32 protein-coding genes and 1 pseudogene are annotated in these 26618 nt (G+C 47.1%); 11 read left to right on the forward strand and 22 right to left on the reverse strand.

The genetic code is table 11. The features are described from left to right. Entirely contained in the window at positions 1 to 600 is a 600-nt protein-coding gene (locus MA03_RS05045) for a hypothetical protein (RefSeq protein WP_052884227.1), read from the forward strand. 55 nt (positions 601 to 655) lie between these two features. Here MA03_RS05045 and MA03_RS08690 read toward each other — a convergent pair whose 3' ends face one another. Continuing rightward, the gene (locus tag MA03_RS08690; protein ID WP_191118425.1) at positions 656 to 817 is read right to left on the reverse strand and encodes a hypothetical protein; all 162 of its coding nucleotides are present in this window, start codon (positions 815 to 817) and stop codon (positions 656 to 658) included. A 115-nt stretch (positions 818 to 932) separates the two neighbouring features. Here MA03_RS08690 and MA03_RS05050 point away from each other — a divergent pair, with 115 nt between their 5' ends. Together MA03_RS05050 and MA03_RS05055 are read left to right on the forward strand one after the other, a co-directional pair. Continuing rightward, positions 933 to 1262 (forward strand): hypothetical protein, encoded by a 330-nt coding sequence (locus tag MA03_RS05050; protein WP_052884228.1) that lies wholly within the window; start codon positions 933 to 935, stop codon positions 1260 to 1262. Positions 1263 to 1513: 251 nt separating this feature from the next. After that, positions 1514 to 2473 (forward strand): ROK family protein, encoded by a 960-nt coding sequence (locus MA03_RS05055; RefSeq protein ID WP_052884229.1) that lies wholly within the window; start codon positions 1514 to 1516, stop codon positions 2471 to 2473. A 15-nt stretch (positions 2474 to 2488) separates the two neighbouring features. Here MA03_RS05055 and cysS read toward each other — a convergent pair whose 3' ends face one another. Beyond that, entirely contained in the window at positions 2489 to 3910 is a 1422-nt protein-coding gene (gene cysS, locus MA03_RS05060) for a cysteine--tRNA ligase (RefSeq protein WP_052884230.1), read from the reverse strand. 67 nt (positions 3911 to 3977) lie between these two features. Here cysS and MA03_RS05065 point away from each other — a divergent pair, with 67 nt between their 5' ends. Further along, entirely contained in the window at positions 3978 to 4796 is an 819-nt protein-coding gene (locus MA03_RS05065) for a dehydroquinate synthase/iron-containing alcohol dehydrogenase family protein (protein WP_052884231.1), read from the forward strand. On the opposite strand, the gene MA03_RS05070 is transcribed toward MA03_RS05065, so the two are convergent. From MA03_RS05070 to MA03_RS05080, 3 genes are read right to left on the reverse strand one after another with little or no spacing between them, the layout of a single operon-like run. After that, on the reverse strand, positions 4780 to 5520 hold the full coding sequence (locus tag MA03_RS05070) for an amino acid ABC transporter ATP-binding protein (RefSeq protein WP_191118426.1): 741 nt from the start codon (positions 5518 to 5520) through the stop codon (positions 4780 to 4782). The two genes, MA03_RS05065 and MA03_RS05070, sit on opposite strands and share 17 nt — an antisense overlap. Positions 5521 to 5522: 2 nt before the next feature. Continuing rightward, on the reverse strand, positions 5523 to 6179 hold the full coding sequence (locus MA03_RS05075) for an amino acid ABC transporter permease (RefSeq protein WP_052884232.1): 657 nt from the start codon (positions 6177 to 6179) through the stop codon (positions 5523 to 5525). Between the two features lie 48 nt (positions 6180 to 6227). Further along, positions 6228 to 7061, reverse strand: coding sequence for an ABC transporter substrate-binding protein (locus MA03_RS05080; RefSeq protein ID WP_052884912.1), 834 nt, complete (start codon positions 7059 to 7061; stop codon positions 6228 to 6230). 128 nt (positions 7062 to 7189) lie between these two features. On the opposite strand from MA03_RS05080, the gene MA03_RS05085 reads away from it, so the two are divergent. Then, positions 7190 to 7870: an ACT domain-containing protein gene (locus MA03_RS05085; protein ID WP_052884233.1), complete on the forward strand. Its 681-nt coding sequence runs from the start codon at positions 7190 to 7192 to the stop codon at positions 7868 to 7870. On the opposite strand, the gene MA03_RS05090 is transcribed toward MA03_RS05085, so the two are convergent. Then, positions 7839 to 8726, reverse strand: a complete 888-nt coding sequence (locus MA03_RS05090) for an Mrp/NBP35 family ATP-binding protein (RefSeq protein WP_052884234.1) — start codon at positions 8724 to 8726, stop codon at positions 7839 to 7841. The two genes, MA03_RS05085 and MA03_RS05090, sit on opposite strands and share 32 nt — an antisense overlap. Before the next feature lie 61 nt (positions 8727 to 8787). Continuing rightward, positions 8788 to 9348, reverse strand: coding sequence for a zinc metalloprotease (locus MA03_RS05095; RefSeq protein WP_052884235.1), 561 nt, complete (start codon positions 9346 to 9348; stop codon positions 8788 to 8790). Between the two features lie 105 nt (positions 9349 to 9453). On the opposite strand from MA03_RS05095, the gene MA03_RS05100 reads away from it, so the two are divergent. Then, positions 9454 to 10539 (forward strand): polyamine ABC transporter substrate-binding protein, encoded by a 1086-nt coding sequence (locus MA03_RS05100; RefSeq protein WP_052884236.1) that lies wholly within the window; start codon positions 9454 to 9456, stop codon positions 10537 to 10539. Here the strand turns inward: MA03_RS05100 and MA03_RS05105 are convergent. The 5 genes from MA03_RS05105 to MA03_RS05125 are packed head-to-tail and all read right to left on the reverse strand — an operon-like array spanning position 10536 to position 14768. Beyond that, positions 10536 to 11306: an ABC transporter permease gene (locus tag MA03_RS05105; RefSeq protein ID WP_052884237.1), complete on the reverse strand. Its 771-nt coding sequence runs from the start codon at positions 11304 to 11306 to the stop codon at positions 10536 to 10538. The genes MA03_RS05100 and MA03_RS05105 overlap by 4 nt on opposite strands. Beyond that, entirely contained in the window at positions 11299 to 12060 is a 762-nt protein-coding gene (locus tag MA03_RS05110; protein ID WP_052884238.1) for an ABC transporter permease, read from the reverse strand. Before MA03_RS05110 ends, MA03_RS05105 begins: the two co-directional genes overlap by 8 nt. 5 nt (positions 12061 to 12065) lie before the next feature. After that, positions 12066 to 13145 (reverse strand): ABC transporter ATP-binding protein, encoded by a 1080-nt coding sequence (locus tag MA03_RS05115; RefSeq protein ID WP_052884239.1) that lies wholly within the window; start codon positions 13143 to 13145, stop codon positions 12066 to 12068. 56 nt (positions 13146 to 13201) lie between these two features. Beyond that, positions 13202 to 13645 (reverse strand): hypothetical protein, encoded by a 444-nt coding sequence (locus MA03_RS05120; RefSeq protein WP_052884240.1) that lies wholly within the window; start codon positions 13643 to 13645, stop codon positions 13202 to 13204. Between the two features lie 43 nt (positions 13646 to 13688). After that, complete coding sequence (locus MA03_RS05125; RefSeq protein ID WP_191118427.1) at positions 13689 to 14768, reverse strand: SagB/ThcOx family dehydrogenase; 1080 nt, start codon at positions 14766 to 14768, stop codon at positions 13689 to 13691. 121 nt (positions 14769 to 14889) lie between these two features. Here MA03_RS05125 and MA03_RS05130 point away from each other — a divergent pair, with 121 nt between their 5' ends. Further along, entirely contained in the window at positions 14890 to 15444 is a 555-nt protein-coding gene (locus MA03_RS05130) for an XTP/dITP diphosphatase (RefSeq protein ID WP_052884242.1), read from the forward strand. 34 nt (positions 15445 to 15478) lie between these two features. On the opposite strand, the gene MA03_RS05135 is transcribed toward MA03_RS05130, so the two are convergent. The 8 genes and pseudogenes from MA03_RS05135 to MA03_RS05165 form a co-directional block, all read right to left on the reverse strand. Further along, the gene (locus MA03_RS05135) at positions 15479 to 17857 is read right to left on the reverse strand and encodes a PX domain-containing protein (protein ID WP_052884243.1); all 2379 of its coding nucleotides are present in this window, start codon (positions 17855 to 17857) and stop codon (positions 15479 to 15481) included. A 5-nt stretch (positions 17858 to 17862) separates the two neighbouring features. Further along, complete coding sequence (locus MA03_RS05140; RefSeq protein ID WP_052884244.1) at positions 17863 to 18396, reverse strand: hypothetical protein; 534 nt, start codon at positions 18394 to 18396, stop codon at positions 17863 to 17865. Then, positions 18393 to 19649: a hypothetical protein gene (locus tag MA03_RS05145; RefSeq protein ID WP_052884245.1), complete on the reverse strand. Its 1257-nt coding sequence runs from the start codon at positions 19647 to 19649 to the stop codon at positions 18393 to 18395. The genes MA03_RS05140 and MA03_RS05145 overlap by 4 nt, the downstream gene beginning before the upstream one ends. A gap of 73 nt (positions 19650 to 19722) precedes the next feature. Further along, complete coding sequence (locus MA03_RS05150) at positions 19723 to 20235, reverse strand: hypothetical protein (RefSeq protein ID WP_052884246.1); 513 nt, start codon at positions 20233 to 20235, stop codon at positions 19723 to 19725. Positions 20236 to 20289: 54 nt separating this feature from the next. Beyond that, the gene (locus MA03_RS05155) at positions 20290 to 21096 is read right to left on the reverse strand and encodes a hypothetical protein (RefSeq protein ID WP_052884247.1); all 807 of its coding nucleotides are present in this window, start codon (positions 21094 to 21096) and stop codon (positions 20290 to 20292) included. A 106-nt stretch (positions 21097 to 21202) separates the two neighbouring features. Beyond that, complete coding sequence (locus MA03_RS05160) at positions 21203 to 22141, reverse strand: TIGR00269 family protein (RefSeq protein ID WP_338034404.1); 939 nt, start codon at positions 22139 to 22141, stop codon at positions 21203 to 21205. Beyond that, positions 22121 to 22174 (reverse strand): annotated as a pseudogene (locus tag MA03_RS09095) (hypothetical protein); the annotation flags it as partial. The pseudogene MA03_RS09095 and the gene MA03_RS05160, both read right to left, overlap by 21 nt. Before the next feature lie 20 nt (positions 22175 to 22194). Further along, a complete protein-coding gene (locus tag MA03_RS05165; RefSeq protein WP_052884249.1) occupies positions 22195 to 22419 on the reverse strand; it encodes a MoaD/ThiS family protein in 225 nt (74 codons plus the stop codon). Between the two features lie 71 nt (positions 22420 to 22490). Here MA03_RS05165 and MA03_RS05170 point away from each other — a divergent pair, with 71 nt between their 5' ends. Further along, positions 22491 to 22745: a YhbY family RNA-binding protein gene (locus tag MA03_RS05170; RefSeq protein ID WP_191118428.1), complete on the forward strand. Its 255-nt coding sequence runs from the start codon at positions 22491 to 22493 to the stop codon at positions 22743 to 22745. 1 nt (position 22746) lies between these two features. Here the strand turns inward: MA03_RS05170 and MA03_RS05175 are convergent, their stop codons facing one another. Further along, positions 22747 to 23535, reverse strand: coding sequence for a metallophosphoesterase (locus MA03_RS05175; RefSeq protein WP_191118429.1), 789 nt, complete (start codon positions 23533 to 23535; stop codon positions 22747 to 22749). Positions 23536 to 23597: 62 nt separating this feature from the next. Here MA03_RS05175 and MA03_RS05180 point away from each other — a divergent pair, with 62 nt between their 5' ends. Next, entirely contained in the window at positions 23598 to 24890 is a 1293-nt protein-coding gene (locus MA03_RS05180; RefSeq protein WP_052884252.1) for a hydroxymethylglutaryl-CoA reductase, degradative, read from the forward strand. Between the two features lie 32 nt (positions 24891 to 24922). Here the strand turns inward: MA03_RS05180 and MA03_RS05185 are convergent, their stop codons facing one another. Next, a complete protein-coding gene (locus MA03_RS05185) occupies positions 24923 to 25291 on the reverse strand; it encodes a hypothetical protein (protein WP_052884253.1) in 369 nt (122 codons plus the stop codon). Between the two features lie 52 nt (positions 25292 to 25343). Between MA03_RS05185 and MA03_RS05190 the strand changes: the two genes are divergently transcribed. Continuing rightward, positions 25344 to 25970 (forward strand): CPBP family glutamic-type intramembrane protease, encoded by a 627-nt coding sequence (locus MA03_RS05190; RefSeq protein ID WP_219731625.1) that lies wholly within the window; start codon positions 25344 to 25346, stop codon positions 25968 to 25970. 67 nt (positions 25971 to 26037) lie between these two features. Beyond that, entirely contained in the window at positions 26038 to 26577 is a 540-nt protein-coding gene (locus tag MA03_RS05195; protein ID WP_052884255.1) for an ECF transporter S component, read from the forward strand. The last annotated feature ends 41 nt before the right edge of the window (positions 26578 to 26618 follow it).

The following is a 26618-nucleotide window of genomic DNA, read 5'->3' on the forward strand; positions in this document are numbered from 1 at the left end:
ATGAGACATAACATACACATTCTTTTTTTAATAGTGGTTGTATTAACCGAGATCACCTTAGCCTTAATTCCCCCCAACCAAGCCTTGACAGGCTTTCAGCAAGGACCAATACTTGTAATCTATGTATATCCAAGTGTTTTACAGTTGAGGCAAGGTGCTACCGGAACTGTGAGAATACTCGTGCATAACTATGGGAGCAGCCCTGCCATTAATACTTCTCTACATGTTCTCGGACCTAGCTATGTAAATCTCACCTCGGATGGAATAAGGTGGGGAAGTAATCTAACAGTAAGGCTTGGAGCCGTTCCTGGCGGGAAAGATGTCCCTGTCACATTCTTTGTTAAGCTTCTGAGAAAAGAAAACGCGACTGTTCAGATTAGCTTGATAGCAGATAATGCCGATCCAAGCTTGTCCTCCTTTGTAATTACGGCTGTAGAATCAGAGGCTCCAACGGGAGAAAGTACAATTTCCTCGAATGGACACCTAATAGTTGTAGTCTTCGCTATCATAGGGGCTTTGACCTTGCTGGGAATCTACATAAATAATAGATCAAAGTTCTTGAAGACCCGCTCGAGTAAAAAGAAAAAACGGAAAAGTTAACGGAGACAAAGACAAGACAACGATATTTAAAATAATTAACGCGGTCAAAAAGATTTTAGAATTCTTCCTCCTCTTCCTCCTCCCACTCTTCCTCCTCTTCCTCTTCTTCTAGGAATTCCTCCTCTTCACCGAAGTCTTCGAATTCTTCCTCCTCTTCCTCTTCGAATTCTTCCTCGTCCCATTCCTCTTCCTCTTCACTAAAGGCGTAAGGTTTCATGGTCTGTCAATTCCCATGCCAAGATTCATGCATATATTTTTATCGTTCTCTTTTGAAGCCCGTATCATAGGAAAATATTCATTAAAGAGCATTGAGGTAGTAATGGGGCGTTTGGATGAGCAGTAAGCCTGTGCTTGAAGTCTTTGCTGAGGACGAGGATGTGTTGAAGTCGCTGAAGAGCCTTGGTGTTAGCCGTATCGTAGCGTTCAACTCGGATAAAATACTCTATCAATATCCTCCTAAGGTAGAGGTATCTGACCTCCTGGCATATGTAAGATCGACGTTAACGGTTTTAGGCTACTCTGATCCCTGGCTTGCGCTAAAACAGGGATCCAAAAGTGTCCTTATTTTCAAGAGGGGAGATCTTTTAGTAGCTGTTGAAGGGGTTATCAACCCTGCAGACTTTGATGTCATCGTTATGCTTGTTAGCCTGCTTATAAGTTAACCCCTGACACGCTAAGCTCGCTAGCTAGAATTAGAGAATGACCTTCTATGGATTGAATAAAGGGTATATTTTTCTGCGACGTGCCGTGGATTTTTAGAGAATTGTATTCCCTTCACGCGACGTATAAAGAGGAAAGGTGAAAAGGGTCAGCCGCGACGGTTTACGGTCATTATTCCCTGCTTTAGACCCTCATCATCAAATAGTTACATTTCGCGTTAAGCTTAATACTTTTGGGCGCGGGCTTTAGACCCGTGAAATACGCGCTCGCGGTTGACATTGGAGCTACAAACACCCGTGTGGGCATTGGAAACTCGGATGGAGAGCTTTTACAAATAGAAAGTTTTAAGACATGGGACTTCCAAGACCCACTAAAATACGTAGAGCATATTGCCAGAGTAGCTAATGGAATTTTAAAAAGCTTCAACGTGGAGGTCGTAGGGATGGGAGTCGGGAGTCCAGGTCCACTCGACATCAAGAAAGGTGAGATAATCAATGCGCCAAACATGCCATTCAAGAAGCTCGAACTCGTTAAACTCCTCAAAGAGTTTACAGGTCTACGCGTCGCTTTCGCAAACGATGCAGTAACAGCCGTTGTCGGTGAAAGGTACTGGGGAGAGGGTTCCAAGCATGAAAACATTGTTTACGTGACTATTAGCACTGGTATAGGTGGTGGAGTATACGTTGACGGATCCCTTCTTCTAGGCAAGGATGGCAACGCGCATGAAATAGGTCATTTGGTAGTGGACTCCCGAGAAAGGTTGACCTGTGGCTGTGGGAAGAAGGGACATTGGGAGGCATACTCTTCTGGGAGCGGGATTCCTAGGTTTGCAAGGTTTCTGGCCGAGGTCGAGCGCGAGAAAATTGAAGGCTCCGTACTGAAGGATAGAAAAGATTTAGATGCACCCCTAATTTTCGAAGCTTATCGTAAGGGGGACCCGTTAGCACTCCTCGTCATATCAGAGGTTAGAAGGTTAAACGCGTACGGTTTTGCAGCTATTGTAAACTACTACGACCCTGAGATAATAACTGTAGGAGGCTCTGTAGCCCTAAACAACGTCGACATACTGTTGAACAACATTAGGGGGGAAGTGGAGAAGTATGCCATCAACAGGGTTCCGGACATCAAGCCGACGAAACTAGGCCAAAACATAGGGATTGCGGGAGCACTTGCCTTGGGATTGGGCTTAGAGCCAAAAATCCCTCTCAGGTAAGACAAAATAGGGAGGCTACCTGCGCAACAGCCACCGTGTTTTATTCTTTTCATCCATTAGCACTATTCCCAGGTCTGAGAGCCTAGATCTGATGTAGTCGCTTAGCTCCCAGTTACGCTGTGAGCGTAGCACGTTGCGAACCTCGACTATGAGATCTACCAATTGCTCTACTGGTATCGTCTCACTCGGAGTCTCATACATTATGTCATCTAAAACACCCAATACTCTGTTAAACTCCTCAAGCAACCTGTATGCTATATAGACCGTTGTGTAAGAAGGTTTGCTAGATATCCGGGAGTATATAATCGAGGTTAATTGCATGACGGAGGCAAACGCGGCGCTAGCATTAAAGTCAGAATTCATGGCTTCATAGAAATCTCTGCGAAGCTGGGACATTTCTTTCAAGGTGACAAGGTCTTCATCTGAAAGCCTGCCAGCCGGCTCCACCTCTTTGAAGAGCTTCTGTACTAGTAACGCGGCCCCCCTCAACCTCTCCAGGTTAGAGCGCGCTTGTTGGAGAATCTCATCGGAGAAACTAAGTATAGTCCTATAATGGGCACTGGCCAGCCAGAGCCTGACCACTAAGGGGTCGTAGGAGTTGAATAAGTCTTTGAGAGGCACAATGTTCTTTAAACTCTTACTCATCTTCTCACCACCAACCTGTAGCATCCCGGTGTGCATCCAATACTTCACCCAAGGCTTCTCTCCAAACAATGACTCGCTTTGGGCCCTCTCGTTCTCATGATGAGGAAAGATCAGGTCAGAGCCTCCTCCATGTATGTCAAATCTGGTTCCAAGGTAGCGTGAGGACATCACGCTACATTCGATGTGCCAGCCAGGTCTCCCGGGACCCCAGGGTGAGTCCCAATATGGCTCGCCTGGTTTACGGGCTTTCCAAAGCGCAAAGTCATAAGGGTTTTTCTTCTCAGTAGCAAACTCCTCTTGACTCCACATCTTTTTATCCTGACGGCCACTCAGCCTGCCGTAGTCGCCGTACGTGTCCACGTCGAAGTATACGCTGCCACTTGGCGCCACGTAAGCGTGACCCTTTTCTATGAGCTTTTGGATGAAATCTATGATCTCGCTTATGTGCTCTGTGACTCGTGGATGGATGTCCACAAAAACATTGAGTTTTTTCAGCGCATCTAGGTAGTCCTTGCTGTACTCATCGACGATTTCCCTCCAGTTCTTTCCCTCGTCACGTGCCCTGTTTATGATCTTGTCGTCGATGTCAGTAATGTTTTGAACATGAAAAGCGTCGTAGCCTATAAGCCTCAAATAACGTTTTATCACGTCGAAAGCTACATAGGTTCGGGCGTGCCCAACATGGGAATAATCATAGACTGTCGGACCGCAGACATACATCAGAACTCTTCCAGGGTTTACAGGCTGAAACACCTCAAGACTTCGCGATAGAGTGTTATAGACTTGTAACACAATGGACCTTCACCGGCACCTATAGCACGTAAGGCATCGTTTTTATACTTTTCTTTAAGTTTTGGGAATGGTGTCGATAGTCTCCTTCATCGACAGCTTGGAACTAATAGATAAAGAGGGTGCGGTGATAGTCTACGATGATCCGGGACTTGTTATTAAAAACGCTAATTCGATACTCGTAGATGAGTTAGAGCTCACCAAGCTTGATACTCCACATCTCATAATTCAGAATAGCTTGCAGCAGAGGATTTTAGGGATAGGAGGATTTAAAGCCGTAAACGCTGCAAAGATTCTCTCGGTAAAAAGGCTCAGGAAGGGCGGGCTCAAACAAGCAATTTTTGAGTCTCCCAGACCTCACATCCCGGTAACTCTTGTCCCGCTCCGCCCAGCACTCTGTAGCGAGGTGAGCTCTCTAACTCTTGTTTTCGACGAGACAGTACCAGTTTACTATGCTTTGTTCATCAGGCCCGAGAGAATTGTTATACCTGAAAAAGTCTTCATGGAAAATATCAAAGGTAATGAACTTGTCGCGCTTCTCTTGGAGAGCGACACGAGGAGTCTTTCGACTGGAGAATACGTGTCTCTTTGCCTGAGACTGTCAAAGAGACTATTCGGTGTCCACTTCATCATCTCGCTTTCACTAGCCGCACTCACAGGCCTCAAGCTGGATAGCGTCATACCGTGTGTGGCCAAGGCCACAGGTTATCCGAGGGCTGCCAGCTGCGACGTGAATGTTGTAGATAAGATACATACCTTGATAGAGAAAAAGATAGACCACCTTGTCGAACACTCTTGGTCTTTCTATATGAACTTCTTAATCTACTGGGGGGTAAACAACAGAGGTGAGCTCTACCGGCGCTATCTGGGTCTCAAACCTTCTGGATAAGCCTTAGGAATTTCCGCGTGCGTTCCGTGGATGGATTTTCCAACACCTCCTTAGCCTGACCGCTCTCCACAATGGCGCCATCCTCCATTATTATTACACGGTCAGCGATCTCCTTTGTGAAGTCCAATTCATGGGTTACGGCGAGCATTGCTATGCCTCTACGAGCAACTTCTTTGAGAGTGTCCAAAACCTCAGCCTTTAACTCTGGGTCAAGTGCAGAGGTTGGTTCATCTAAGAGGAGCAGAATAGGATCCATGGCGAGGGCCCTTGCAATGGCAACCCTTTGTTGTTGTCCACCGCTTAGCTGTAAAGGATATTTTTCCTCGAATCCTCGAAGGTTGACTTCTTCGAGAACCTCAAGAGCCTTTTTAATTGCTTCTTCTCTAGTATATCCTTTCACGATGCGTAGCGGCAGAGTTATGTTGTCGATCACTTTTAGATGGGGGAATAGGTTATAGCTTTGAAAGACAAAACCTGTCTTTGCGCGAGCTGCTCTAAGGTCAACGTTCTCTGCGGTGAGCTCTTCGCCGTCCAAGTATATTCTGCCCTTAAAGGGCTTAACAAGTAGTACCGCTGTTTTTAGCAAGGTACTTTTACCGCTTCCGCTTGGACCCATTATCACAACTTTCTCGTGCTTCTGTACCTTGAGAGAAACACCCTTTACTACGGGTTGCTCATCGTAGCCTGCCCAAATATCTTCCATTTCAAGCACTATCTCTGTCATCACTACGCACCCGTGTAGCCTGGTATTCTGACCTTTCTCTCTAGAACACGGGAACCGTGAGAGAAGACATAGCATAAAACAAAGTAGAGGAAAGCTACTATCAAGTATGCCTCAAACGCCCTATAGGTATACGCTGCCACGTACTGCCCACGCCTCGTAAGCTCTACGATACCTATCACCGCGGCCAGCGAACTTTCCTTAATCACGGTTACAAACTCGTTTACAAGCGAAGGTATCGAAATCCGTAAGGCTTGTGGTAATATAACATACCGGAAAGTCTGGTATTGTGTGAAACCTAGAGACTCGGCTGAGAGTATCTGAACATCCGGTATTCCCTTCACCGCAGACCGGAATATCTCTGCTTGATAAGCCCCGCTATTAAGGCCAAGGGCTAGAATACTGGCTGTAAAGGCATCTAGTTTTATTCCTATGGACGGCAAACCAAAATAGAGAACAAAGAGCTGGACGAGTAGAGGAGTCCCACGTATCGGCTCAATATATGCCCGGGCAACCGGCCTTAGAGGGGATAACGTGAGCGCTAGGAGAAAAGCACCGAGTATCAAGCCCATCAAAAAAGAGATTATTGAGAGTTGAAGAGTGGTGAGCATTCCCTGAGAGATAAAGGGTAGATATTCAATAACAAAGCTAATAAAGTCCATCTTCAACCCACGTAAAAAAATCATTACTATCTATTCAATATTCTTTGCTCAGCTTCCACCAAGCCATTTAAGGGTCTCGTTTAGGAATATCTGGTCCATCTCCCCACTGTTTATAAGATCCTCAATTACCTTGTCGACAAATACCTTCAGGTCGGTTGCTCCCTTTGGCAAAGCGACCGCAGCACCCGCTGTTGGCTTGCCAACAATGAAAGCTGTCTTGAGATCAGGATTCTTTATGATGAGGGCGTTTGCAATTTTTTCTCCTATTATTATCGCGTCAACGTCGCCCCTCTGCAGTACCATTACCATGTCTGGGTATACTTTGTCGTATGTTTTTATCTCAGCCTTCCCCTTCAGATACTCGTTAGCATAGTCCTCCTGTATTGTTCCAAGCTGGACTCCGACCTTTTTTCCGTAGAGGTCCTCCAGCTTTGCGATGTTTGAATTTTTAAGTACTACAACCACGCCCTTACTAGCAAAATAGTATGGAAATGAGAAGTCTACTACTTTTTCGCGTTCAGAAGTGGGGGTCATGTCTGCTAGAACCATATCCACATCGCCGTTCTTTACAGCTTCAATTAAGGCTGAAAACTGCATATCCTTTATCTCGAGCTGTACTCCTAACGCCTGTGCTATTCGCTTCGCTATCTCGATGTCTATTCCTGCAAAGTTCCCGTTCTTATCGACATACTCGAATGGCGGCCAGTCTGCCGATGTTCCAACTATAAGTTTTCCACGTGATTTAATTTTATCGATATAGCTAGATTGTAGTGATGGTGATGTATGTCCGAGTAGATACCCTAGTCCACCACCGATTAAAAGTCCTATAATGAATACAGCTGTAAGTAATATTTTATTTGATTTTTTTACCTGGTTCTGCATCAAGGCTTTTTGAAAACTTTTGTCTTTATAAACATTTCTATTTATTAAAAAATTTTTATTCATTTAAAATAATTTATTTTTTAATTTTTCCTAAAAATGTTTTTAAACTAAGCTCCCCATCATCCAGCGTGCCTGCTAAGGATACTGTTGTAAAATACGTGAAAATGGTTCTCATGACTAGGCCATACATCCTAGAATCTATGCGCCTAGGTATTGTAAATTACTCGGCACTAGCACGCCTTTTACACGAGGAAGTTGAAAAGCTTTCAGGTCGCAAACTTACGGGTATCTCCGTAAAGATGGCCGTGTTAAGGGCCTCGAAGGAGTTATTAGAGGAAGGCGTAAAGGCAAGGAAAATTGCGACAGCGCTTGTGGGAAGCGAGATAAGACTCCTTGACAAGCTCGGGGTTCTCTCGGTAGATACTCTTGAGACATCCACGATTATTAAAAGCATCCATAATGAAACCTCTAGTAATGGGTATCTACAGCTTGTTCAGGGAACCAGTGCTTTAACAATCATAGGACGGGAGGATTTCCTGGAGAAAATTTATGCGGGTATAAAGAGGGAAAGCGTGAAACAGTTTCTTAGAAATCAATCTGCAATAATCCTAACGGGTCCTCCCGAGATCCTCGTCACGCCTGGAGTTGTCTCAATTGTTGCAATGGCTCTTTCTGTTAGAGGGATAAACCTGACTGAGGTTGTTTCAAGTTACCGGGACATAATATTTATTGTCGATTCGAGCGAGTCGAGTAGGGCATATAGTATTTTAAGAGACTTTATTGTGAGTTTGAGGAGCCTTCTTGACTAGGCTTCGCCTCAGCTTTTAAAGCCTCCAGAACCTTGTCAGCCAGACTCATCAGGCTTTTAGCTGTCTCGGTGTCAGGGTAGGCGAGAACAAAGGGAACCCCGTTATCCACGGACTCGCCTATACGTGGATCTATGGGTATTTCTGCTAAGACTCTCACACCAGTCTCCTCTGCTAGTCTCGTTGCACCTCCTTGACCGAATATATAGTGTTTAGTGCCGCATACGGGACACGTGAAATGGCTCATATTATTAACCACGCCGAGCAGGGGAACTTTTAGCTGCTTACAAAACGTGATAGCCTTCTTTACGACTATACGTGTCAAGTCGTTGGGAGTGGTGACAACTATAGCCCCGCTTAAATCTTTGATTAGTTGTGCTATTGTTAGGGGTTCGTCGCCTGTACCAGGCGGGAGATCTACAAGCAGAAAGTCCAGGGGCCCCCACGCTACCATTGATAGAACTTCTCTTATGAAACCCGTCTTCATGGGGCCGCGCCATATAAGTGCGGTTTCCTCGTCGGGTAGCATTAGATCCGCTGAGACTACGCGTACACCTCCAACACCTACGAGGGGTAGCAGTCCTCCTGGACCTGCGTATATCGCCTGACCGTGGAGGCCAAACATCTTTGGTATAGAGGGACCATGCACATCTGCGTCGAGAACACCAACCTGGAATCCCTTTGCTGCAAGCGCGGCGGCGAGGTTGGCTGTAACAAAGCTCTTTCCCACACCGCCTTTTCCGCTTAGAATAACCAACTTGTATTTTATTTGGCTGAGTCTTTTTCTAGCTTCCTCCTCTTGTTCTCTTACCTGCCTCAAAGCTTGAATTTTAGCTTCGCGTTCTTTAGCTGATGACACAGTCAATGCCGGTAATCGTATGATATAAGTTTTTTGACTCACTGCTTACAATACGAGTAACTTAGAGAATAACCATTGCTAGTGACACAAGCATTAGAGCCGCCCATACACCCGCGTTCCAGGCTAAAACTTTTCGCCCATCCAAGGGACCAAACGGTAGTAGGTTGAAAAAAGCAATCCAACCGCTAAAATTCATTACTGTTTTTGCAAATGTCCCACCAGCAATCATTCCGACCAGTCCTAGTAGGATGTTTGTCACGGGTCCAGCAGCCGATATCATCCCGTCGGTCTTCTTGTCTATAAAAGGCCCAGTATATATGTAGACGGTTCCCGGAGCTATGAATTTAATTGGGATCACGGGTATTGCAGAGATGAGGGTTAAAAGAAAGAATTCCCATACGATAGAGAACCTTGCAGGGTAACCAAAGTACATCGCGATAAACTTGTGGGCAAGCTCATGGGGTACGTAGATAACGAAGGATAAAGTTAGAAGTCTGAGTAATTGGAGAAAACTCGGTGTATAGAACGGATAGAGATACTCCCCTGCAATTACAGCAAACACTGCAAGGGTAGCGAGAGTCAGCTCCTGTACCTCACGTGGATAAAACGTTTCGCCATGCACAAGAGAGGGTATAATTACACGGAATATATTCCTTTTTGTCTCCTCCCAAAAAAGAATGAACTAAAGCATTACCTTTATATTTTCGGTTTTAAACCCATGTGATACGTGAAGATTACAAGAAGACAGTTCATCCTAAGCGCTGGAATTATAGCAGCGGCAGCAGCTCTTGGCTATTACTATTTCGAGAGACAGTCAACGGGAGGACAGAAGACCTTAAGAGTATACAATTACAGCACATACATAGACCCAGACCTAATAAAGGAGTTCGAAACCAAGTACAATGTTAAGGTAATCTACGATGAGTACGAGTCCGCTGAAGAGGCTTATGCGAAGCTACAGTATGGTGGCGGGGGGTATGATGTCGTAGTTCTGACAGATCAGTTCTTGACACAAGCCGTTAAGAAAAACCTTATAAGGCCTCTCGACAAGTCTAAGATCCCAAACCTTGCAAACATAGACCCCCTCTTTCTAAACAATAAGTTCGACCCCGGTCTCAACTACGGCATACCTTATGCTTGGGGTACAACAGGTATCGGCTTTAACGGTAAGTTTGTAAATGCTGGAGAGATAGAAGGATACGAACAGCTCTTTGATACTCAAGGGTTCCTTCAAAGGCATAAGGGAAAAGTCTCTATGCTTGAGGAGTTCCTAGAAGTTGTGAACGCTGCAAAGCTCTACCTTAATATTCCCTTAGACGACTGGTCTGACGATGCCGTGAACAGGATAATAGATTTACTCCGAAAACAAAAAGACTATCTGGCAGGCTACTATGGTGCTAGCATATATATACCCCAACTGGCGAAGGGCGACTTGCACGCTGCACAGGCTTGGAGTGGCGACGTAATGCAAGCGCAAAGTGAGGAAAAAGCTGTAGGTTATATCCTACCAAAAGAGGGCGCTTTCATCTGGATCGACTTCATGACTATTCCAACGGGTGCTAGGGAGGTCGACCTGGCCCATGAATGGATAAACTTTATTCTTGAAAGAGAGAGTGCTGTCAAAAACGTCAGCTATACTTATTATCCGAGCCCCATAAAGAAGAGCCTATTAGAGGGGTTAGTCCCTGATGAGATCCTAAGCAATCCAGCGGTATATCCGCCAAAGGATGCTAAACTGCTGTTTACGAATCCTGTGGACGAAAACATACTGGCAATTGTTGAACGGATAAGTACAAGTGTAAAGAGGGTTTAGTCTTCTTTACCTTTAAAGACTTGCCTTGTATATATGTAACTTGTCAGCAGCGATACAGCAATGAGTATTGTAGCCAGCGCGTTAAGCTCGGAAGTAGCTCTGCCACGCGCCGCTCGCGCCCAGATAACCAATGGAAGAGTCTTGAAGCCCGGCCCTGTCGTAAAAGCTGTCTTTATAAAATCGTCGAAGGACATCGAGAATGTAATGAGAAGCGAGGATATGATGCCTGGGAGTGCAAGAGGAAAGTATACCCTAACGAATACATCAAAAGGCTTAGCGCCCAGCGTGTACGCTGCATCTTCTACATTGGTAGCTGTCAGCCTAAACTGTGGCTTGAGCGCAACATAGGCATATGACACATTATATGCGGTGTGTCCTATCAGGACGGTCCAAAAGCCCAGCTCGGCACCAACATAGTAGTAGAGCATGAGAAGACTTACCGATTCTACGATCTCAGGGATGACTATAGGGGCGTAGAAGAAGTTATCAACGAGTGGTGATGATCTTCTCCTAGCAAAATAATACGCTGCTAAACCCCCTAGTATCGTTGATAAAATCGATGAGATGAGTGCGACGGAAGCCCCGTTTAAAGCTGCTGTAAGGACTTCAGAGTCAAGCAGAAGCTCTGAGTACCATCTTAGTGTAAACCCTTTTAGGTCTCCTGGATATTTCGAGACGTTGAAGGACTGTATTATTACAAAGATGAGAGGCGCGTATATGAATGCTAGGAGAAGATATGTGTATATCTTGAGAACTTTCCTAATCATTACCGCCACCGTAACGTGTATAGAAGTATACCGCAAAAATAGAGGTCAAAGTGACTATGAAGGCTAGTGCGGAGCCTACAGGCCAGTTTCTATACTTCAGGAAAAGATCCCATATAAGGTACCCGACTGTATATCCATAGACGCCTCCCAGGAGTCCAGGAACCACGAACTCCGTAAACGCCATTAGGAATACCAGTATAACACCTGACGCTATACCTGGAGTCGCTAATGGGAGTGTTATCCTTAAGACGGCTTGCCAGGGCTTGGCACCAAGTGTCTCTGCGGCCTCGAGAAACCTCCTCTCTATGCGTTCAAGAGTGGAATATATTGGTAAAAGCATGAATGGGAGGAACTCGTAAACCATGCCTATTATCATTCCCTGGATGGTATTCGTAAGGTTCACAAGAGATAAAATATTCATTAATGCATAGGCCCTTAGTAGGAAGTTTATAAGCATGGGAACAGTGAATGCAACTAGAAATTTGTTCTTGGTTTGTGGGTTTTCGACCCCAAAGGACAGATAGTAGGCAGCTGGAAAAGCGAGTACTAGTGTAATCAGAGTCGTTATGAAAGCGATAGCTGCAGAATATAAGATTATAGAGGTGAAGTCTTTATTTGTTAAAACCGACGTGTAAACTTGTACTCCGCCGGCTTTAAGGCTCTCCATGGCCATCAGTATTATTGGAACATAAAACGTCGTTAATACATAGAGAAGCGGTAGAATCGCTATGAGAAAAACAGGGTTTTTCCGCATTGCGGCTACCTGGTGAAGATCTTAACCGAGGATGGTTCAAGGTACATTCTGACTCTCTCACCCACTTCTATCCCCCAGCTTTCACGTGTTGGAGCCAAAGCTTCAAATTTAACGTCGCCCCAGCCATCAAGGACTATTTTCGTTAGGGGACCCAGGAAAGTTTTCTCGATGACTACAGCTTCTAGCTGAATCATCCTGGATGGATCACCCGATAGTTTCACGTCTTCAGGGCGGAAAAATAGGAGGACGCGGCCATCGTAGCCACTAAGCTCTGGTGAAAAGAGGGAGAGATCAATTTTGACACCTTTTACTTCGGCTACACCCCCTCTGGCTTCAACAGAGATTATGTTAGCCTCGCCAAGGAAAGAGGCGACGAACTCGTTCGCCGGCCTGGTGTATACTTCTAGTGGAGACCCCACCTGTTGGAGAACACCCTCATACATTACTGCAAGCCTGTCTGAGAGCATCATGGCCTCGTTCTGGTCGTGGGTCACGTAAATCATTGTGACTCCCGTCTCCCTTTGAAGCCTTTTAAGCTCTCTGATAAGCTCGATTCTTATCTTATAGTCCAGGTGGCTGAAGGGCTCGTCGAGTAAGAGGACACTGGGATCTCTAGCCAAGGCACGAGCTAAAGCCACCCTCTGCTGCTGGCCACCGCTGAGCTGGCTTATTCTTCTATGAGCAAAAACATCGAATGGTAGCCTGACGAGCTCAAGAACCTCTTTCACTCTTCTCTCAGCCTTGTCTTTTGGCCATCCTGCAATTTCTAGGCCGAAGGAGACGTTCTTATAAACTGTTAGATGAGGGAAGAGTGCGAGGTCTTGGAAAACCATCCCGATAGGCCTCTCGTAGGCAGGTTTGTCTGTAACGTCCAACTCGTCAAAGAACACGCGGCCAGCATCTGGTTTCAAAAGCCCGGCTATGATCCGCAAGAGAGTCGTCTTACCGCAACCGCTGGGCCCTAGAATACTGAAGAGCTCCCCAGCCCTAATGTCCAGTTTTACGCTTTTTAGAGCAGTAGTTGTACCTCTATCCTTATACGTCTTGCTGACATCCTCAACCCTGACGCTAACTCCTCTGACCATCTCTCCGGGACGTTTAAACGTCTACGCTTAAAAGCATATCGTTTATATGGGAAGAGCTACAATGGGATCTTGTACAACTTTAATCCCTCTATCTCTCTTAAAACTTTCACCACGTAAGCCTCCACGTATGCCCAGTTTACACCTTTGCCGGCGAGAACCTCCTTGACGTACTTCTCCGTGTCCCTGTAGCTCTTAAACTTTTCATTGATCTCGCGCCACGGAATACCACGCAGTGCTTCCGCAAGCTTCTCGTCGAACGGTAAGACACCTTTAAGCATGAGAAACGCTATGGAGGGATAGCCTAGATAGCCCCTGTAGACAGAGCCGTTATCGTTTGATGCAATACCTCTTCCACCATCCCAGACTACTCTGTACACTCGACTCCCGTCAGACCCTACGACCCTAGCCTCCCTCTCACTTACAAATTGTATGCGCGAATCTCCAATACAACCCAGCGCCTCAAGAACTTTTACTCTTGGAGGCAGCTTCCAGTAATCCACACTAAAGTTATGTATGGAGAAGTATATAATTCTATTACCTCCACTATTCCCGAGCAGGCTTCCCGATGGGCATTAGATACAATGGATTATCAATTCCTGTTAGGCTTGCTATCTTCTCGTCGTCAAACGCGCCTACAGCAACTGTCCCTAGGCCCTCGTGAGTTACATTAAGGTAAATGTTCTGGGAAACGATCCCCGACTCTACCTCTGCTTCGGGACCTATTCCCGAGAGTATGACCACGACTGGAGCCTTTAACAGGGCTTGCTGTCTGAGAGAATATCTCCAGAGAGCTTCAGAGAAATCCCCCATCTTTATAGGCTCTAGGGTTAACGTCTGCGGGTTCACGTAGTACACGCCTGAATCTATGCCTCGGACTAAAGACACCGAGAGATAGGTCTCGACTCTTGGCTTCCCGAAGAGACTTGGATAGACTCTGCCACCCTCAACCACCTCGCCGACGGACCATCTTAGAATTGTTATGAGCTGTTCTTCCGAGAGGCCCTCCTTTCTATAGTTGCGTATGCTCGACCTCAAGGCTATGACTTTGTCTAGGGGAAATGCGCGCTCTACCAGGAAACCTCTACAATAGTTTTCCACGTTCTTTAACTCGATTCCGGCAACTCTTGAGGGGGACTCTTCCTCTTCTAGTCTAGGCTTCAAAAACCTTAGAGACCAGGAAAAACCATGGCTTATCAACGACAAGAAAAGATTTTGTAGCGCATGCCCGATTTCCTGCCTAACGTATCTATAGCCCCTTAAACCGTAGAAGCTCGTGGTTCTAGCGGTGACAGCTGCTATCACAAACCCTTCGAACTCTGCCTCCGCGTCAACATCCTCGAGAGCGTTCTTCGCCGGGACATACTTGTATATCCCCTTTTTTATAGGTAAAAGATCATTCCTTGAAAAAACGTACACCTCCAGCGGATATGTAGCACCGGCTGAGGGAACCGTTCTAAAACCCCCGCGCCGTATACCTTGAAGGTGGAAAAGAATGCGGGACAAGCCTTCCAGGTCACACCTGGGGCACTGGAGGGGGGTTGCATTGGCTAGACACCATAGAGCCTCTCGAAGAGTCGGCTTATCACGCAGGCTAGGAGTCGGCAGCTTAGACGGGACTGACATAACCTCGAAAACATTGACCTATCATTCTAATAATATTTTCTATATTTTCTAATCACGCTTCTAAATCCTACTCCTTATCAAAAACCCTTAGGTTTAAATTACTAGTAGGAGTACGAGACACGTGAAGTTGTACCTAGCTACACAGAATAAACACAAGATAGATGAAATCGCGATGATTCTAGCCCCTTACAGCATACAAGTAATAGCTGCTCCTTTCAAGAAGCTAGAGCTACAGTCTAAGAACATTGAGGAGATAGCGCTTAAAGCCGTGGAGAGTATAGAGCCACAGGATGCTCCCGTAGCCGTCGAGGACTCGGGACTCTTCATAGACGAGCTGAACGGTTTTCCAGGACCATACAGCAGCTATGTCTACGAGACGATAGGAATAAAAGGGGTACTAAAGCTCATGCAGGGAGTAGCTGACAGGTCCGCTACCTTCATCTCAGTAATAGCGGTGAAGACCCCTCAAGGCGAGATCAAGGCCTTTAAAGGAGAGACAAAGGGCACTGTAACCCTCCAGCCCAGAGGAAAACATGGCTTCGGATTCGACCCTATCTTCCAGCCGCTCGGGTCAAACAAGACCTTCGCGGAGATGAGCATCGAGGAGAAAAACATTTATTCCCATAGAGGCAAAGCTGCTAAAATGCTGGCATGGTGGTTGAGAGGGATCATTTAAGATTGACAAGACTAAAGAGAATAATTATAGGCTTCTATGGAGGCGGGCCTACCTTGGGAGCATAGTTCTCTAGAAACATGGATGCATAAATGTAGGCATTCTTCCATGCATCGCTCCCAGGATATGTGCCAAAGCCGGGGCCGCTACTGCGGAAATCGAAAATCACGTTCCAGAACGCTACTAAAGTACCTTTATTAACGGTGCGCTCGACATCCGACGGCCAGAAAACATATTCAATGGATCCCTGCTTTGTACCCCCTGGAGCATACTTTGTTGTACAGAACCTTGCGTCACTTCCGCCCACGCTGTACAGTTTTTGAACACCGTTCCAGTTAAGTATGAGGGCTCTGCCCAGGTCACCGCTCCAGCTCCAATGAGCAAGCATGATACCGGGATCCGGATAGCATTCGACGGGAGGATCACTCCTCCAGGGGAAGGGGGAATTATATGTCCGGTTTTGCAGCTTTACATTGCTTATGGCTTGTAGCCCCGCTGTCAAGTAGAGGAACCAGTCGGCAACCCCTCTGCCCATCTCTGTGGCCAACCAGTACCCCTCGCCATCCTGGTTGTTCATCCAGTAGACGTAGGTCAGGACTGGGACATACCTCGTCCCGTTCACGACTGATAGTATGCTCAGTGTCGCGTAATAGTCGCTCCTAACGTCACCGCTGGCATAAACATTACCGACAAATGTAGTGTTGAGCAAGGCAAAAATCCTGATGGGGGCTTGAATCCAGCTGTACCTAAGGTAACTATAGTAGACCTTCCACACCCCGTAGGGTCTATATCTCCCTAAAGATGACCCGTATGTGTCGAAAGCATGGAGGTTGTAGGGGCCAAAAGCAAAGTCTGTTTGAGGGTCGCGTAGCACAGCAGCAGCGACGCCTTCATAGTCGAGGTAACCTCTAGACTGGGGATGCTCTAAGTCTACCAGCTCGACGTCATAGAGCGGGTGCATAATATCCTTATGTGTGGAGTCCCAAATGTACGTTATCTGGGTAGGGTAAGCTGCGGGCTGCGCGTCGAGGTCATCTTTCCACCAGAGTGCTACCAGCTGCTGCTTGATGGAAGTTGACGGGAATTTCACCTGGAAGACAAGCCTCGTGTTGTACTTGTCTCCCCTTACGAAGTCCATCTGGGGGTCGGAAAGTCCTACCGGCAGGTTAACAGGAATGTTTGCTAGCCTCCATATGGTGGTGGTCCAGTTCTCGTATTGGATAGGCCTCTCGTTTAGAACATCATTCGTCCCTCTGAGGGTGGTGTTGACCCTTATCTGTTTGATGGGAATATATGGGAATGGGGGCAGCTTTAGATTTGGGTCTATTTGCAGCTTAGTGTTCAGCCAGTAGAAGGACAGGTTGCTACTCATCTCGAGCGTGTAGACCTCGTTACTTATATCGCTCGGCCTGTTGAGCGTCTGCTTTTGCCCTGAAGAGTCGTAGTAGACAAGCGTATCAGGGGTGTTCCTCTGTATCGAGAAGACTATATACTTGTAGGTGGAGGCTTCCACGATTATTCCTCTCTCGTCCGAGACAACAACCATGATTGGCACGTACTGCTCCTTCGTTAGCGGGTCAGTCAGAACATCTACTGCTGGCTCGAATGTTATCGAATAGTTGCCCATGCCTCCGTAGGTTATGTCCTTGATTCTCGCCTGCCTCCAGGCGCCTGTGTACCTGCCTTGGGCGTCCTTCTCTGGGTAGTAGATGCGGACCCATCCGCTTGTGATGAGCCTACCGTAGGGAGCGCCACGGACGCTCGGCGGGTTTCTTGAATAGTCGAGGTCCCCGTCTTGACGGACATTTAATATTATCGTGACGTTGGAGGCCGTGACGCTGACGGGATTCCTGTATACCGTCACGGTCAGCCCGACAAATACATCGCTCTCCCAGTTGTAGAATCCTAGCGCCGTTAGGTTCAGCTTGAGCTTGGCGTACGCATAGCTCCCAGAGACCGGGAGGTACCAGTAGCCCTTCATAAGGTTATTTACACTCCTGGGTCTCCCTAGTTCCTGGGACAGGTTCAGCTCTAAGAGTTGGTAGGATACTTGGGCACCGTACTCGCCGTACGCCTTCATTATGGACTGCCTCCAGTACTCGAGGTAGGTTTTGGCGGCTATCCTCGCCACCGTAAAGTTGTGTCTGTTATACGCGGACACGCCGAAGCCTCCAAACCTGTCAGTGAAATCTGTGAACTCAGAGTAGTTAAAGTAAGCCCTTGTGGCTAAGGCTAGCATGGCCGCGATAGCTCTTTTAAAGTCGGCTGTTATAGCGCCTACCGTCTCCCGTACCACTGGGCTTCTAGTAGTTAGGAAAAGCGTGTGGGCCTCGTATACGGTTACGAGGATGGACATCACCAGTAGACCAATTATGAGAACCGCAGCGACCACCATCTGGGCTCTACGTTTAGTCATGCATGTCACCCTGAATAACCGATGACGAGGTGTATAAGAAGCGTTGTCCCCCTGACGCTGTCAGGATCGCCTGTACAGACATATGTATATATTATCGGTTCCGATTCTACTAGTCTTATGTTCTTCCAGTCGTAATTAGAGGCACAGCCTATCCATTTGAGTGTAGAGCTTCCCGTAGTCAAGTTAAACTCTACCTTATAGACATCCATTTTGAACAACAAGCCTGGCGGTAGGCTAGCGGTAGCCGTGAAGCCCAGGTTATACAGCGTACACTCGTTGCCTGCCTGTGGCGAGCCTTGAGGCATCGATGAGATTGTTTTCTCAAATACCATGTTGTCCGCCAGGGTGTTTAGGAGGTTGTAGGCAAGACGCCTTAGATCCGCCGTCTCTCTAACATAAACACTTTTTAAAGGCCGGGTAAAGGCCATGACAAGCATTATCACAGAGACAACCATGAATGTTGCGAGTATCGCCTCTATTATCCTAACCTGTCCTTTTTCACGCTTGCCTCTTGAAAGTTTTCTCAGCAAATATATCACGGGAAACCCTCAACACGCCTCCATATCGTCAGCTCTACTATATACGGGTAGTTGTATAGTGTGCACATGCGCCTCAGGGACACCGAGTTCGCGGGAACAGCCCCTGTGCCGCCGTATGCTATGTCGATGTTGGGTAGCCGGCTTATCACGATAGCCACGGGGTTGCCCCTGAACTGTGCAAACACGAAGATGTGGCTGGACAGTGGCTCAACGTAATTAATGTAACCTATAAGGTACCATTTTTGAGCACTGGGCAGAACTTTGCCGGCATTGTTGCAGAGTGGATCGTTACTCCTGAATGCCCCAGTCGCATCCCTACACCAGGTAACTGTTGTGAAGTTTAGTAACTCCTGGTACTCTGGAACCGCCTGGAGAAGCTCATCCTTTACGAGAACAGCACCTGAGTTCTGCCCTTTCTTTAATACCGTCGTTATGTTAAGCCCCTTGTCCACGAAGACATAGTTGCCAATGATATACCCTTGGGCCGGAACTCCGCCCTGTGCTGTAGTGGCATAGCCGGCAATGCTCACCAAGCCCTGCCATTCGGCGCGGACTATGAGGAAGGCGAAGAACCACTTGTCAAGCTTAGCACCAGCGGAGTATGCTTGAAGGTCGGGTGTGTAGTTGAGGATACACTGTCCTAGAGGGTCGGTGAGGTTGGATTTGGTGAAGATTGTCTTTAGCTCTAGGTCGCCCTGGTTCCCGGTTCCTGGCTGTACTCTCAAAATGACGTACATGCCGGTTACGTTCACGTTGGGTATCCCGAGGCCGTAGTAGTTGCTGACTGTGACCCTGAACTTGGAGGCGAATTTGAGATTATTTATAGGTGTATAGTCTAATACGGTAATATTCACGACAAGCATGGGGCGTATCCTGAGCCTGAAGCCGTAGCCCTGGAGGTTGAGGAGCTGGGCTAGCCTTGTCGTGTTTAGCAGGAGTGGGTTGGGGAGGGTTGAGAGGTTTGCGAGCCTCATGACCTTGTCGGGATCCACTGTGTATGGGGTTCGCGTCCCGTAAAGTGAGAGGCCGAAGTCCTGCAGGGTGTCTGGGGTGACGTTTATGTTTGTACCCCAGTCCTCGGGGTAGCCGGGCGTCAAGACAATCTTGTCCATGGTTCTCTCGGCTATAGTGTAAAGTTGCTCCTCGTAGGTTGTTGCTAGGGTAGATGTTGCTGCCTCGACCATATGATAGGATACGGTCACAAGTACGATTATCAGGAGACCAACCGCGAGGTACTCCAGGGTAGCCTCCATAAAGCTTCAGTATAACACCCGCTATTCCATATTAATATCTTTACGTTCAATAACCCCGCTTCATGAATGGTTTCTACGGAGGAACTCGGACAGACGAGAAGCCTACTAGAATGGAGTCGCCATCTCTAAACGCGACTACAACGGGTTTAAACCCCGGGGGTAGAGGCATGTAAAGGCTATCGGAGATTTTGAGTGCTCCTATGATTCTCGTACCTCTCACTGCATGAACAGGGTTTCTTCCAAAGTTGGGCGTAACGACCACCCGAACCTGACTGTAAATCTGCAGCCTTGCAGTAATGTTTAGTACGTTCTGTGAGCTCTCACCGATTGTTAGCATGTAGGGCTGTCCTCCAAGAGTGTCTGGCAGGGAGAGGAACATGTAACTGGTAGAGTTTCCGCCGAGAGTGTAAACGGAGATGAGCTCTACAACCTCTCTGGCAGCGCTCTCAGCGACCTCTCCAAGCATCAGGTTTTGCGTTCTCATGTTGAATACGAAGCTGACGAAGCTGAAAACGGCTAGCATTACAACTACGGCCTGAAGTACGGCTATAGTCCCTATAATGTGAGAGATTACCGGGCTAGGCATTGCGTTGTTAACCTTGAAAATTTATATGCGAAAGGATTCTTAAAAGGTATTCGGTTAGGACGTGCTTATGTCGACGAGAGCTATCTTCACGACTAGCACTGAGCCATCTGAGGGTGGGCCTGTTAGAGTTACAGTCTGACTTGCACTGCCTCTAGTTATGGTTAGGGTTAGAGTATTGGTGTTATCAAAGCGGTATTCGTTGACGGTCATGTTGACGCTGCGGAAAACCACCGGAATAGTTCCGGTGCCTCCCAGTCTCCCGAATTTGAGCTTAACTATATGCAGAGTGTAGTAGTTGTACCTCTTAAGCACCCCGTTCACCGTTACGTTGATCTGCCCGCTGAAAAATGCTCTAAGCCGTGGCACTAGGTAGGAGCATGCTGCTCCTGAAAAGTTCTCGTAGACTATCACGATGGGCTCTCCGGCCCCAACTACGAGCTTTGAGAGTTCTTGTTCGAGGCTGCCTGTTTCAGGGTATATGAGCCTCTGACTTGTCGTTACGAGTGGCCCCCCGCAAACCTGCAGGTATAGGGGGGTGTCCTCGTAAATTTTTAGGGATCCTGGAGTAACGCTGACGCGTAATGTCTGGCCTGAGTTGAGGAATGAAAGCCGTGTGGATGTTAGGCTGAACCTGATGTACCTTGATCCTCCAGTCCCGAAAGCTACCTGTTCCAGTGCAGAGGCTGCATATGTTAGCTGCTCCTTTGCATACTCGTACTCCATTGTTTGCCTGTTCATATCTATGAGGGAGGTAGAGTAAAACAGGGCTACGGATATTATCGTGAGCATAATGCTCGTCAGTATCACAGTAGCTATTACTGGCGATATCCCCTTAACGACACGTGAACCACGTCTCATCATGAAACCACACGTTCTGATATAGCACCACTAGTACAAATCATTTTAGTCCCTTTTAAATGCCTGATCAAGACAGGAGATATTGTATAAAGCTCCTAAAATAAAATTATCAAAAATCACTCTTCAGCCTCGTAGAGGCTTCATATAGAGATATTTTCTGTATGAGCCTTTGTTCAAAGTCCTTGTCGAGGTAGGCTCTAAATAGACAAGCCTTACAGACAGGTCTAGATGATGGCTCCCCGCACACCAAGCACCTCTGCGCACCCTCAAGGGGTTTTGGGAGCAGCTTGCGAGTTAACTCTTTGAGCGCTAGAACCTTGTATTTGAAGCTCGGAGTCTCGTCTTCGACGTGGTTTATCCAGTGCCTTATAGGATGTCTAAGCGCATAAACAATGTACGGGCATTCCACGAAGGGGGTATGTATTCCTTTTAGGAGGGTGTATGTCAGAACCTCCTTTTCAGTTATTAGGTAAAGGGGCTTTATTCGTGGTACCAGTCCTTCCCCTGTTGTCCTTGAATTAATTCCCTCCCGCTCAACGCCTTCAATGTGTGCTTTCAGCGCATTCATTACGAAGACTTGAACCTCGTCATCGAGATTATGGCCCGTAGCTAGCTTGGTGGCACCAAGTTCGCGCGCCATCTTATTCATGATGAACCTCCTGAAAACTCCGCAGACGCTACACGGCTTAATCTTCATCCCCTTACCTCTGAGCCTTTCAACTGCTTCATCCAGAGTCATGTCAAAGTAGTCCTTAAAACGTCCTATGAATATCTTGACCCCGAGATCGTTTGCGAGCTTTGAGAGGGCTTGAAGCTTGTATTCACGATAGCCTGCTATGCCCTCGTCGACAGCGACTCCGAATACCTCTGATTTCAACTCTTTCGAGAACTTGGTGAGCAGGTAGAGTGTCGTTAAACTGTCTTTTCCCCCGCTCACAGCTACAGCTACCCTGTCTCCCTCTTCGATAAGTTGGAAGTGTCTTATTGTCTCATAGACCCTTCTCTCAAAATACTCTATGAAGTGTTCCCTGCAAAGATATTCTCCCAGGTAGGGTACATATGCAACTGCCTTGGCACCGCATACAGCACACTTAGCCGTCTCTAACCACCCGAAACCACAGAGTGTATCTTTACATGTACGTCTGGTCCGAGCTCCTCGTCCTCAGCAACAACTTCACCGTTAAGAACCACTACAACCTCACTCTCGGATAATCCTAGAATCCTAAGAAGGTCTCTTACCGTAGCTCCCTTACTTACACAGACTTCAAAGTACTCGCGTCCAAACTTGTCTACTCGCACTTTGAAGCCATTACATTCTCCCGCCATGCTTAATAGCCATACAGAAAGGCGTTAAGGTTAAAGATGAGTTTTTCGGGGAGTGTGTAAAGGTGCTGTGCTTGTCAAGCATTTTTCAAGATCCGACAGTAGTTACAATAAACATAGGGAAAAACGGCATAGACGAGAAGATTATCAAGGAGGTCGAAAACGTTCTTAGGGCTCGTGGAGTCGTGAAGATTCGATTGCTGAAAAACTTCAGGGAAGCCTATGGTTATACTCGAGAAGAGGTCGCTATTATTCTCTCACAGAGGCTCAATGCGGAGGTTGTCGGGATAAGAGGTTATGTCATAGCCCTGAAAAAGAGAAGAGGGTAGCTTATAGCTCGGAAGGCGTACTGCTAACTAATCTTAAATGCTTTATAAGCCCGAAATCATAGATTCCTGCCTCGATGTCAACCGCGTAGACCCTGAAGTCGTCGACTCTAGCTTCCCGTAGCAGGGGGGATAGGAGCTTTCTCTCAACATTGACCTCTGTTCCGGGCATGAGGGGGCTAAGCGCTGGCAGGACGATTACTCTCTTCCCCATGTATTCGCCGTCAAGGAACACCTTGAGTTTCACCTTGGCTCCTAGTTCGTCTCGTAAAACTATGGCTGGGTGCTCGTGCCCCATCACTATAAGCTTGACACTCTCCGCAAAACCCTCCACAGGTAACGGTTTGTGGCCGTGTATAAGTAATGACGACCCTACGGTCGCATGAGGGTCGTATAGGGAGATGTTCATCTTCTTCAGGATGGGTATAAGGTAATTATCATGGTTCCCGCGCACCACGCTCACACTCAGTCTCAGCTCCTCTGTGAGAAAACTTAATAACTCGTTTGTTTCACGCCACTCCTGCCTCGTCACATCCCCAAACTCATGCTTAATGTCACCTAGGAGGACGAGCTTCGATGCACCCGTCTCCCTTACCATTCGTGATATGAGGGCGCGCATCTCGGCGGTCTGAACAGGGGGAATAAAAATCCCGTCCTCGGATAAGGCCTCCTCGTATCCTATGTGTAGGTCTGCGATCAAAAGTGTATCTTCATCTGAGATATATAGTCCTAGCCCGACCAGTTCAAGGTTCCTTGAAAGTTTTAGACGGGGCAAGCTAGCTGCATCCGCCAACACATAACCCCTTCCTATTGGATGAAGACATATTTATATCATATACGCTTTTTGATTGAACGATGAGCGGTACGAAAACATCCCGAATCCCAGAGTTTTATAAGAGGAGTATTGAAGAGAGGTTGAAGATAGTCGCTGATTTTGCAGGTTTAACTGAGGACGAGGTTAAGCTCCTCAAGAACTTCGGGAACCTCGACCCCAAGATAGCCGATTCAATGATTGAGAACGTGATTGGAGCTATGAGCTACCCACTAGCAGTAGCCGTGAATTTTCTGATAAACGGGAAGGACTACCTTGTTCCAATGGTCATAGAGGAGGCCAGCGTCGTCGCGGCCGCTAGTAATGCGGCGCGAGTTATGCGGAGGAACGGTGGGATAAGATCAATCACCACTGGAAGCCTAATGATAGGACAGATACAGGTCGTGGGTCTGTCTGACCCATGGTATAAGCGCATGCTTGTCCTAGAGCATAAGGACGAGATACTCTCCAAGGCAAACGAGGTAGATCCTGCACTCGTAAAGGCAGGTGGAGGCGCGAGGGACGTAGAGGCTCGAGTAGTGGAGCATTCCACTGGCCCCATGCTTATAGTTCACCTTATAGTGGACGTTAAAGATGCCATGGGGGCCAACGCTGTTAATACCATGGCTGAAAAAGTCTCACCATTAATTGAAAGAATAACTGGAGGGAGGGTCTTACTCAGGATCATTTCAAACCTCGCTGACAAAAGACTTGTCCGCAGCTATGTTAAGGTCTACAAGGAAGATATAGGCGGAGAAGAAGTCGTCGATGGCATTGTCAGCGCATGGGCGTTTGCAGCCGCAGACCCCTACAGGGCTGCCACGCATAATAAGGGTATAATGAATGGTGTTATAGCCGTTGCCCTCGCAACCGCGCAGGACCACCGTGCCATTGAAGCCGGAGCCCACGCGTATGCAGCAAGAAACGGCAGATACGAGCCCCTCTCAAGATGGGAAAAAGACTCTGACGGGAACCTAGTTGGAAGCCTTGAGATGCCAATGGCAGTAGGCACCATCGGGGGTGCAACAAAAGTGCACCCTGTGGCAAAGGTCGCATTGAAAATCCTTGGAGTCAAGAGTGCCAACGAACTGGCAGAGGTTATGGGTGCCGTGGGCCTCGCCCAGAACTTTGCAGCATTGCGGGCTTTAGCTACGGAGGGGATCCAGAGGGGTCATATGAGGCTACACGCGAGAAACCTCGCAATCATGGCCGGAGCCTCAGGGGATTTAGTAGATAAGGTTGTTGAGATAATGGTATCAGAGGGCAAGATTAATTTTGCATATGCCCAGGAGCTTGTGGAAAAGCTCTCAAAGGAGGGGGTCGCTGATAAAAAATAGAGAGACATTTCTCTTTTTCTTCTAATACATTCTTAACTCTTCTCGAAGATCTCGCTCAAGCTAAGATAATACTTGTTGAGCACCTCGTCTGAGGAGAGGCTTAGCCGCACCTCCTCACTTAATAACGTTATGAGAATATCTTTGACCCCGCCTGACTTATCGCTGGCCCTAATTTTCCTTTCAGCTTTCACAACATGTTGTTTTTCCAGCTCTTCCACCGCTTTCAGAAGTTCACGTTGATCCACCGGAGAAGCTTCTCCGAGGTGAAGGCGGTTTATCGCGTCCAAGAGTTCTGAAAACCATATGGCACCGCCAAAGGCTATTAGAGCCCTGAGAACGTCTAGCTTAAGCTTTGAGAGTTGGTCTTGTCCTGCTTTCAGTTGCGAGATAAACGTTTCCACATACTAATAAGTGGCTAAGGCTAAATAAGTGTGTCGTGCTTTACCTGTCCCTATGAAGCAATTTTGCCCCTCAAATTTCATGGCTAATTTATGGGTTCCAATCCTCCTAGCGTATTTTATTTTGGTGAATCTAAGTCTTGCCACAACAGCTTATCTTCTTCTACTGATATACTCGTATTTCGCGTTCCTATGGAGACGTGAAAACCCCTCAACCTCGAGCGTAAAAGACCTGCCTGTGTTATTCTTGCTAGCGGTTCTATGGCATGTCCCATTATTACCCTATTACAGGATTCAGTTTCAGCCTGTCTACGTCTACGCGTTCTCCTTTGTTGCAGCAGTCACCGAGGAAGTTTTCTTCAGAGGGTTCCTTCTCTATCGGCTGGGTCTTCCATTACAGGCGCTTGTATTTATGTACTCGCATCTAAACGTAACTGATCCTGTTTTCCTCGTCAACACTGCGCTTCTAGCACCGCATTACTTTTCCTTCGGATTTTCGGCGGGACTGATAGCAGAGAAAAAGGGATTCATGGCTTCCTCAGTTCTGCATGTGGGATACAACCTTATGGGAATCAACCTTTTACTAGGATTCGACATTGTAAAAGTAGCTATGTTATTCGCTGCAGACCTTATGATTATCGCAATCTTATTGTTCTTTTTACATTTTAACCTGATAAAATAAATTTTCTACAGTTATTTTTTGTTCAGATAATGTTAATAAATTTACATATATTCCTCTTCGGGGACATATGCAGAAGACACAAGGAGTAGTACTAACAGCCCTTATGGCCTCACTAGCGTTAAGCTTCTCAATGTTAAAGCTAGAGCTACCGTATCCCGTGCTGCCCTACTTGAAATTCGACCTCGCAGAAATCCCCGTCACTATCCTATACTTCCTTGCCGGTCTTAGGTGGGGATTGGCAGCAGAAACACTACACCTCTTAGGTTTACTCGCTAGAGGGGCAGAGCCTGTAGGAGCCCTCTTAAAGTATTCAGCTGTCATCTCCATGTTAATCGGGGCGCGCTTGTTCAGGAAGATTATGAAGAGCATTACACTTGAGTTCGCTGGTGGAGCCGTAACCCGCATCTTTGCGATGAGCTTTGCAAACTGGGCTTATTTCACCTTCCTGTTCCCCAACTTTCTAGATTATGCTGTTAAAATGGCTGGAGGTGTTTACCTCCTTTACGTTTACACGGCTGTATTCAATCTGATTCATACGCTTGTAAGTATGGGAATTTCCTGGCTTGTCTTTAAGGAGATAAAAATCCGTTTAAGGGTACCAGCCTGACGCGAGCAACAAAAAATTGCAATTATGCTGGGACTTAGCCT

Source organism: Thermofilum uzonense, from assembly GCF_000993805.1.
Classification (GTDB): Archaea; Thermoproteota; Thermoprotei; order Thermofilales; family Thermofilaceae; genus Thermofilum; species Thermofilum uzonense.

Bases quoted from the DNA above. Each gene is read 5' to 3' on its own strand.
- MA03_RS05065 (WP_052884231.1), top strand. From the start codon at position 3,978: ATGGTGTCGATAGTCTCCTTCATCGACAGCTTGGAACTAATAGATAAA.
- MA03_RS05125 (WP_191118427.1), bottom strand. From the start codon at position 14,768: ATGTCAGTCCCGTCTAAGCTGCCGACTCCTAGCCTGCGTGATAAGCCG.
- MA03_RS05190 (WP_219731625.1), top strand. From the start codon at position 25,344: ATGAAGCAATTTTGCCCCTCAAATTTCATGGCTAATTTATGGGTTCCA.
- MA03_RS05150 (WP_052884246.1), bottom strand. From the start codon at position 20,235: ATGCCTAGCCCGGTAATCTCTCACATTATAGGGACTATAGCCGTACTT.
- MA03_RS05165 (WP_052884249.1), bottom strand. From the start codon at position 22,419: ATGGCGGGAGAATGTAATGGCTTCAAAGTGCGAGTAGACAAGTTTGGA.
- MA03_RS08690 (WP_191118425.1), bottom strand. From the start codon at position 817: ATGAAACCTTACGCCTTTAGTGAAGAGGAAGAGGAATGGGACGAGGAA.
- MA03_RS05195 (WP_052884255.1), top strand. From the start codon at position 26,038: ATGCAGAAGACACAAGGAGTAGTACTAACAGCCCTTATGGCCTCACTA.
- MA03_RS05050 (WP_052884228.1), top strand. From the start codon at position 933: ATGAGCAGTAAGCCTGTGCTTGAAGTCTTTGCTGAGGACGAGGATGTG.
- MA03_RS05075 (WP_052884232.1), bottom strand. From the start codon at position 6,179: ATGGACTTTATTAGCTTTGTTATTGAATATCTACCCTTTATCTCTCAG.
- MA03_RS05115 (WP_052884239.1), bottom strand. From the start codon at position 13,145: ATGGTCAGAGGAGTTAGCGTCAGGGTTGAGGATGTCAGCAAGACGTAT.
- MA03_RS05180 (WP_052884252.1), top strand. From the start codon at position 23,598: ATGAGCGGTACGAAAACATCCCGAATCCCAGAGTTTTATAAGAGGAGT.
- MA03_RS05145 (WP_052884245.1), bottom strand. From the start codon at position 19,649: ATGGAGGCTACCCTGGAGTACCTCGCGGTTGGTCTCCTGATAATCGTA.
- MA03_RS05045 (WP_052884227.1), top strand. From the start codon at position 1: ATGAGACATAACATACACATTCTTTTTTTAATAGTGGTTGTATTAACC.
- MA03_RS05080 (WP_052884912.1), bottom strand. From the start codon at position 7,061: ATGCAGAACCAGGTAAAAAAATCAAATAAAATATTACTTACAGCTGTA.
- MA03_RS05135 (WP_052884243.1), bottom strand. From the start codon at position 17,857: ATGACTAAACGTAGAGCCCAGATGGTGGTCGCTGCGGTTCTCATAATT.
- MA03_RS05110 (WP_052884238.1), bottom strand. From the start codon at position 12,060: ATGCGGAAAAACCCTGTTTTTCTCATAGCGATTCTACCGCTTCTCTAT.
- MA03_RS05155 (WP_052884247.1), bottom strand. From the start codon at position 21,096: ATGATGAGACGTGGTTCACGTGTCGTTAAGGGGATATCGCCAGTAATA.
- MA03_RS05105 (WP_052884237.1), bottom strand. From the start codon at position 11,306: ATGATTAGGAAAGTTCTCAAGATATACACATATCTTCTCCTAGCATTC.
- MA03_RS05070 (WP_191118426.1), bottom strand. From the start codon at position 5,520: ATGACAGAGATAGTGCTTGAAATGGAAGATATTTGGGCAGGCTACGAT.